Origin of the sequence: Pseudomonas sp. GW460-12-10-14-TSB1, from assembly GCF_017349775.1 — a bacterium.
Taxonomy (GTDB): Bacteria; Pseudomonadota; Gammaproteobacteria; order Pseudomonadales; family Pseudomonadaceae; genus Aquipseudomonas; species Aquipseudomonas piscium.
On sequence record NZ_JACNAC010000067.1, the window covers coordinates 26,230 to 33,794 of the forward strand.

The 7,565-nt window shown below is 63.5% G+C and carries 5 protein-coding genes; 4 read left to right on the forward strand and 1 reads right to left on the reverse strand.

What is annotated here, in order from left to right; genetic code table 11:
* Window positions 1–16 precede the first annotated feature (16 nt).
* Both J4D52_RS26995 and J4D52_RS27000 read left to right on the forward strand, forming a co-directional pair.
* Window positions 17–1,315, forward strand: coding sequence for an aminotransferase class V-fold PLP-dependent enzyme (locus J4D52_RS26995; RefSeq protein ID WP_102677920.1), 1,299 nt, complete (start codon window positions 17–19; stop codon window positions 1,313–1,315).
* Between the two features lie 46 nt (window positions 1,316–1,361).
* The gene (locus J4D52_RS27000) at window positions 1,362–2,255 is read left to right on the forward strand and encodes a formylglycine-generating enzyme family protein (protein WP_102677919.1); all 894 of its coding nucleotides are present in this window, start codon (window positions 1,362–1,364) and stop codon (window positions 2,253–2,255) included.
* Between the two features lie 54 nt (window positions 2,256–2,309).
* On the opposite strand, the gene J4D52_RS27005 is transcribed toward J4D52_RS27000, so the two are convergent.
* Window positions 2,310–3,161, reverse strand: coding sequence for a N(5)-hydroxyornithine transformylase PvdF (locus tag J4D52_RS27005; protein ID WP_102677918.1), 852 nt, complete (start codon window positions 3,159–3,161; stop codon window positions 2,310–2,312).
* A gap of 200 nt (window positions 3,162–3,361) precedes the next feature.
* On the opposite strand from J4D52_RS27005, the gene J4D52_RS27010 reads away from it, so the two are divergent.
* The gene (locus J4D52_RS27010; RefSeq protein WP_063432376.1) at window positions 3,362–5,014 is read left to right on the forward strand and encodes a cyclic peptide export ABC transporter; all 1,653 of its coding nucleotides are present in this window, start codon (window positions 3,362–3,364) and stop codon (window positions 5,012–5,014) included.
* Window positions 5,015–5,109: 95 nt separating this feature from the next.
* A partial coding sequence (locus J4D52_RS27015; RefSeq protein ID WP_207272180.1) for a TonB-dependent receptor occupies window positions 5,110–7,565 on the forward strand: 2,456 nt, incomplete at its 3' end.

Genomic DNA, 7,565 nt, shown 5'->3' on the forward strand with positions numbered 1-7,565 from the left:
GACCACGAGAATCCCTGTGACCAATCGCCGGACCTTCCTCAAGCACGCAAGCCTGCTGGCCGCCGCCCTGCCCCTGGGCACCTTCGCCATTGGCCAGGCCCGGGCCGCCGCCACGCCAGCCACCAGCCAGCAGCCCTGGGCCCAATTGCGCCAGCTGTTCGACCTCGACCCGGACTATGTGCACCTGGCCAACTTCCTCATCACCTCGCACCCCAAACCCGTGCGCGAGGCCATCGAACAGTACCGCGCGGTGCTGGACCGCAACCCGGCCATGGCCATGGACTACGACACCCAGTACACCTGGAAGCGCGAGGCCCAGGTGCGCGAGAGCGTCGGCCGCTACCTGCAGATCAAGCCCGCCCAGGTGGCCCTGACCGGCAGCACCACCGAAGGCCTGGCCATGATGTATGGCGGCATTCACGTGCGCCCCGGGCAGGAGATACTGACCACGGTGCATGAACACTACTCGACCCGTAACGCCCTCAAGTTCCGCACCCAGCGCGACGGCACCCAGGTGCGCACCATCGAGCTGTTCAAGTCGCCCCACCAGGTCTCCGTCGATGAAGTGCTGGGCAATATCGACCGCAGCATCCGCCCCAACACCCGCGTACTGGGGATGACCTGGGTGCAATCGGGCAGCAGCGTCAAGCTGCCGATCGGCGAGATCGGCAAGCTGGTGGATCAGCACAACCGCAACCGCGACGAGGGCGAGCGGATTCTCTACTGCGTCGACGGCGTCCATGGCCTGGGGGTGGAGGACGTCACTTTTGCCGACCTCAATTGCGACTTCTTCGTCGCCGGCACCCACAAATGGATGTTCGGCCCGCGGGGCACCGGGATCTTCTGCTCGCGCTCGGAAAAGCTCGAACACCTGACGCCGATGGTGGCGACCTTCTCCGAGAACCAGGACTTCGCCACCACCATGACCCCTGGCGGCTACCACAGCTTCGAGCACCGCTGGGCCGTGGACCAGGCCTTCGAACTGCACATGCGGCTGGGCAAGGCCAACATCCAGGCGCGGATCCACCAACTCAACAGCTACCTCAAGCAGCGCCTGCAGGAACTCCCCGGCATCGAACTGGTGACGCCCCTGAGCCCGGAGCTTTCCGCCGGCTTCACCTTCTTCCGTGGCCCAAACCTGGACACCGACGCCACCGCCGCCTGGCTGATCGAGAACCGCATCCTGGTGGATGCGGTGTACCGCGACGCGGGGCCGCTGGTGCGCATGGCGCCCGGCCTGCTCAACAACGAGGCGGACATCGACCACGCCATGGACCTGCTGGGCAAGCGACTGCGCGCCGGCAAAACCTCCTGAGCCCCTCGCCCACTTCTTTTCTCTACATTGCACAAGGTTATTGATGATGAAACCTGTCGCCTGCTCCTCACTCGCCGCGCTGTTCGGCTGCCTGGTCAGCCTCAATGCCCAGGCTGTCGAGCCGCCCAAGCCCGGCAGCGTGTTCAAGGACTGCAAGAACTGCCCGGAGATGGTGGTGCTGCCCGCCGGCAGCTTCGTCATGGGCACCCCCGAAGACGAAGTCGGCAGAGAGCCCGACGAAGGCCCGCAGCACACAGTGACCTTCAGCAAGGCCTTCGCCATGAGCCGTTTCCACGTGACCGCCGGCGAGCTGGACGCCTACATCCGCGAGACCGGCACGGTGATCAAGGACGGCGACGAGCGTCCCGGCCGCCTGTGCCAGGCCAGCAAGCCACGTTATGAACAAGGCCCGCGCCAGCCCGCGGTCTGCGTCGACTATGCCGACGTCCAGGCCTATGCCCGGTGGCTGTCGAAGAAGACCGGCCAGCACTACCGGATGGTCAGCGAGGCCGAGCGCGAGTACGCCGCGCGGGCCGGCAGCAGCGGCTCCTTCCCCTTCCCGTTCGATGAAGAAGGCCAGTACCAGATCACCAAGCACGCCAACACCTACGGCCCCAAGGACGGCTACAGCTACAGCGCCCCGGTGGGCAGCTATCCGCCCAACGCCTTCGGCATGTATGACATGCACGGCAATGTCTACGAGTGGGTCGCCGACTGCTGGCACCCCGACTATGTCGGCGCACCCGCCGATGGCAAGGCCTGGATGGAGGAATCGGGCGGGGTATGTCTCGATGCGCAGATCCGCGGCAACGACTGGGGCGAGGCACCGGTGTTCTCCCGCTCGGGCAACCGCAACAGCCGCAAGCGCGAAGTTCGTGGGGATTGGTTGAGTTTCCGTGTCGTGCGCGAACTGGAACAGCCCGGCACCCACCACAAGTAAAAGGCCCGATCGACAGCGATCAAGCGCGCCCGTCGCGCTTGATCGCCGCAGGCCTCAGGCGCCGGCCCGGGATTCGCCGACCGGCTGCTCGGCCAACAGCGCCAGGCCTTCATGCAAGGCCGGGAACAGGCTGTTGTTGAAGTTGTTCCAGCGCAGTTCGAGGATGGTGTCCTCCGGCGCGATGGTGGTGTTGAGCACATCGTGGAACACCTCGCCGGAATCGATGCCGTTGTCCACGTAGTGGAACGAAGCACCGGTCATGTACAGCGGCTCGACCGGCTCGGTTTCCCGCGTGGTCCAGTCCACCACCTTCTGCCCACGGGCACCGTACAGCGCATTCCAGGTGGCATAGGCACCGCGACGCTCATAGGGCGACTCGAGGCGGGTGATGCCCGGATGGATGTTCATGATCCGCCGCGCGAAAGGCGCGCCCGGACGCACCAGCTCATCGAGAATCACCAGCAGACCGTCGAGCACCACGATGTCAGCCTTCAGCTCCACCAGGGTGTCGTGCAGGCGGCGCTCGAAATCCTGCTTGCCGGCGATATGCTCGGCGCTGCCCCGTGGATGGCGGCGGTAGGTGGACGGCACGCTGAGCAGCAGGTCGTTGACCAGGCGTCCCTGCACCTGCAGGTCCGCCGGGTACAGCCACTGCCGGCCGGGCTGATAGGCGAAGCCGTAGTCGCTCACCAGTTGCTGGTCCCGCGGCGACTGCTCGTCATCGTCGTAGACCACGCCCACCAGGTTGTAGGCCTCGCCCAGGGGCGTCTGGTTCAGCGACTCCACCAGGAACTCCAGCACCGATTTCATGTAGCGCTCGTGATCCTTGTAGGCCACCGGCTGCCCTGCCTTGTCGGCCGCCGCGTTCCTCAGGGACCAGACATACACCAGATTCTTTTTCGTCATTTGCTCGCTCTCGCTGAATGGATCAGGCACTGCGTCGATACACGTGCGCCCACAGAACAAGAACGAAGCAGGCGCCGGGCAATTTATCCGCGGCACCCGCCAGACTTTTGCGCCGAGCTAAATACCCGCACCGGCACTTCGTTTGTCAGGGGTAAGGGTCTGTGTGCCCCGACCCTCTATTCACTCTCTGGGAAGTACTTATGACCGACCCCAAGCGCGGCGCCTTCAACGGTCTGCTCGCATTGCTCAGGCCCTTTCGCAGCATAGTGCTGATCTCCGTCACCCTGGGCATGGCCGGCGGCCTGTCCATCACCCTGCTGCTGGCCACTATCAACAACGCCCTGCACTCGGCGACCGGCATGACCCAGGGCGTGGTCCTGACCTTCGCCGCCCTGTGCGTCCTGGCCCTGACCAGCTCCATCGTCTCGGACATCGGCACCAACTACGTGGGCCAGCGGATCATCGCCGCCCTGCGCAAGGACCTGGGGGAAAAGGTGCTCTCGGCGCCCATCACCCAGATCGAACGCTACCGCTCCCACCGCCTGATCCCGGTGCTGACCCACGACGTCGACACCATCAGCGACTTTTCCTTCGCCTTCACCCCCCTGGCCATCGCCACCACCGTCACCCTGGGTTGCCTGGGCTACCTGGCGTACCTGTCGGTGCCGATGTTCCTGATGATGGTGGTGGCCATCATCATCGGCACCAGTGTGCAACTGGTGGCCGGCGGCAAGGGCATCAAGGGCTTCGACGAAGCGCGCGACCACGAGGACGAACTGCAGCGCTACTACAACGCTATTGCCTCCGGCGCCAAGGAGCTGCGCATCCACCGGCCACGGCGCTTTCGCATGAACACCCAGCGCATCCAGAAAACCGCGGACCGCATCAGCGATATCCAGGTGCGCTCGGTGAACATCTATATCCTGGCCAAGAGCTTCGGCTCGATGCTGTTCTTCGTGGTCATCGGCCTGGCCCTGGCCATGCAGGCCTACTACCCGAACCCGGACCCCGCCGTGATCACCGGTTTCGTACTGGTGCTGCTGTACATGAAGGGCCCCCTGGAACACGTGGTCGGCTACCTGCCCATCGTTGGCAAGGCGAAGATCGCCTTCGCCCGTATCCGCGAGCTGTCGGAACGCTTCTCCTCCCCCGAGCCCCATCTGCTGATGGACGACAGCGAAGCGCCGCAAGCGGTGGTGCACAGCCTGGAACTGCGCGGCGTGAGCTACAGCCCGCCGCCAGTGGCAGGCAGCGAGCCGTTCCACCTGGGTCCGATCAACCTGAACATCAGGCAGGGCGACATCGTCTTCATCGTCGGCGAGAACGGCTGTGGCAAGACCACCCTGATCAAGCTGTTGCTGGGCCTGTACCAACCCCAGTCCGGGGAGATCCGCCTCAATGGCGAAGCCGTGACCGACCGGCTCCGGGACGACTATCGACAGCTGTTCACCACGGTCTTCGCCGACTACCACCTGTTCGACGACCTGGTCCAGGGCAATGCCGGCAAGTCGCTGGACATCGCCACCCAGTACCTGGACCGCCTGGAAATCGCCCACAAGGTCAGCATCAAGGATGGCGCCTTCACCACCACCGACCTGTCCACCGGCCAACGCAAGCGCCTGGCCCTGGTCAATGCCTGGCTGGAAGAGCGCCCGGTGCTGGTGTTCGACGAATGGGCCGCCGACCAGGACCCGGCCTTCCGGCGGATTTTCTACACCGAGCTGCTGCCGGACCTCAAGCGCCTGGGCAAGACCATCATCGTCATCAGTCACGACGATCGTTACTTCGATATCGCCGACCAGCTGGTGCGCATGAAGGCAGGCAAAGTCATGACTGATCTGCAACCGGCGTGATTGTTTCCGGTTTCTGGCCACTGGTGCGTCATACAGACAGAACTGAGAATTACTAGCATTAACAATCATTACATCTGCCGGATTTATAAGAGCACATGAGCATGCCCGCACAACATCGACTGACTCCTCTGGCCAAAGCCCTCCTTTGCCAGGCGTTCTCGCCGAGAATGGCTTCCCGCACCCTGGGCCTGGCCCTGACCCTGCCCTTGATGGCCCAGGTCCAGGCCCAGGAAATCCATTTCAATATCGCCTCGCAATCCATGGCGTCGGCCCTGCAGGAGTTCGGGCGCCAGGCCAACCTGCAAGTGCTGTACAGCCCTGACGATGTGCAAGGCAAGCGCAGCAACGCGCTCACCGGCAGCTACTCGGCGGAGCGGGCCATCGCGGCGATGCTCAATGGCACGGGGGTCGCCTATTCCCTCAAGGGCAACTCGGTGACCATTCTCAACCGTGCTTCCACAGGTTCGCTGGAACTGGGGGCCAGCACCATCACCGCCCAGAGCCTGGGCATGACCACCGAGGACACCGGCTCCTACACCACCGGGGCCATGCAGACCGCCAGCAAGCTGGCCCTGACGGCCCGGGAAACACCGCAATCGGTCACGGTCATCACCCGCCAGCGCATGGATGACCAGAACATGAAAACCCTGGAGGACGTGCTCAAGAGCACCCCGGGGATTTCCGTGACCAAGGACGGTCCGCAGCGGCCGACCTTCTACTCTCGCGGCTTTACCATCGAGAACCTGATGACCGATGGCTTGCCCAATGACCTGACCCACTACCTCAGCCGGGACATGAACTCCACCCCCGACATGGCGATCTTCGACCGGGTGGAAGTGGTGCGCGGCGCCACCGGCATGATGCAGGGGGCCGGCAGCCCTTCGGCGGCGGTCAACATGGTGCGCAAGCGCCCGACCGCCACCCCGCGGGTCAGCATCACCGGCAGCGCCGGCAGCTGGGACAACTACCGCACCGAGTTCGACGCCTCCAATGCCCTGAACGACAGTGGCACCCTGCGTGGCCGGATAGTCACCGCCTACCAGACCAAGGACAGCTTCCAGGACTTCACCAGCTCCGAGCGCTCGGTGTTCTACGGCATCACCGAGGCCGACCTGAACGAAGACACCACCTTCACCTTCGGCATCTCCAACCAGAACGCCAACAACAACACTTCCTGGGGCGGCCTGCCCGTGGCCAAGGACGGCAGCGACCTGCACCTCAAGCGCTCCACTTACCTGGGCAGCGACTGGGAATACTGGGACCAGGACAACACCACGGCGTTTACCCGCCTGGAGTACCGCTTCGCCAACAACTGGAAAATGCTCCTGGCCGCCAGCAGGAGCTGGTCCGACCTGAGCATGCTCGGTTCCATCCCTGAGCGTATGGGCGACAACTACGATGAGTTCGGCCAGAACATCGGCCGGTACGACTACAAGGACAAGCAAAGCAGCTACGACGGTTATGTCAGCGGGCCGTTCTCACTGTTCGGCCGCACCCATGAACTGGTGGTGGGCGCCAGCAAGCGCGAACTGACATTCAGCGGCAAGGGCTTGCCCATCGACCTTGCGACCCATACCGACCTGAACAACCCCAGCGGCATTCCCAAGCCGGACATGAGCGCCAACCCCTGGACGCAGCAGCGCACCAGCCAGCTGGAAGGCACCTATGTCACCACGCGCCTGAACCTTGCCGATGACCTCAAGCTCATCCTCGGCGGCCGCCTGGACTGGTACGAATACGACGTCACCACCACCTGGAACGGCAGAGCGAGCTCCTCCAGCCTGCCCAACAAGGTCACGCGTCACCTGACCCGCTACGCCGGAGCGATCTATGACCTGGACGAGCATCACTCGGTCTATGTCAGCTACACCGACATCTTCAAGCCGCAGACCGAACTCGACGCCTCCAACAACGCGATCAAACCCATCGAAGGCAAGAACTACGAACTGGGCATCAAGGGCGAGTACTTCGACGGTGCCCTGAACGCCAGCGCGGCGATCTTCCGCATCGACCAGGAAAACCGCGCCAAGCAACTGAACCCCAATGAGTGCCCTCCGGGGAACGTCTGCTATGAAGCCGCGGGCGAAGTCCGCAGCGAAGGTATCGAGCTGGAAATCAACGGATCCCTGGCCCCGGGCTGGGAACTGGGCGCCGGCTACACCTACGCCTCGGTCAAGTACACCAAGGACTCCGACCCGACCAAGGAAGGTACCCTGTTCGACACCGATATCCCGCGCCATGTGTTCAAGGCCTTCACCACCTACCAGCTGCCCGGCGACCTCAATCGCTGGACCATCGGTGGCGGCGTGTATCGGCAGAACACCATCTACAACCAGGGCACCAACTTCTTCGACACGTCGAGCAAATTCCGGATCGAACAAGAGGCCTACACCCTGGTCGACCTGATGACCAGCTACAAAGCCTCGGAGCATGTCGATATCCGCCTGAACATCAATAACGTCTTCGACAAGAAGTACTATCAGAGCATCGGTACCAACACTGTCTATGGCATCAACCAGTATGGCGATCCGCGCAATGCCATGGTGACGGT

What these genes read in the sequence shown, in the direction of transcription:
- J4D52_RS27000 (WP_102677919.1), top strand. Translation starts at nt 1,362, where the DNA reads ATGAAACCTGTCGCCTGCTCCTCACTCGCCGCGCTGTTCGGCTGCCTG.
- J4D52_RS27005 (WP_102677918.1), bottom strand. Translation starts at nt 3,161, where the DNA reads ATGACGAAAAAGAATCTGGTGTATGTCTGGTCCCTGAGGAACGCGGCG.
- J4D52_RS27010 (WP_063432376.1), top strand. Translation starts at nt 3,362, where the DNA reads ATGACCGACCCCAAGCGCGGCGCCTTCAACGGTCTGCTCGCATTGCTC.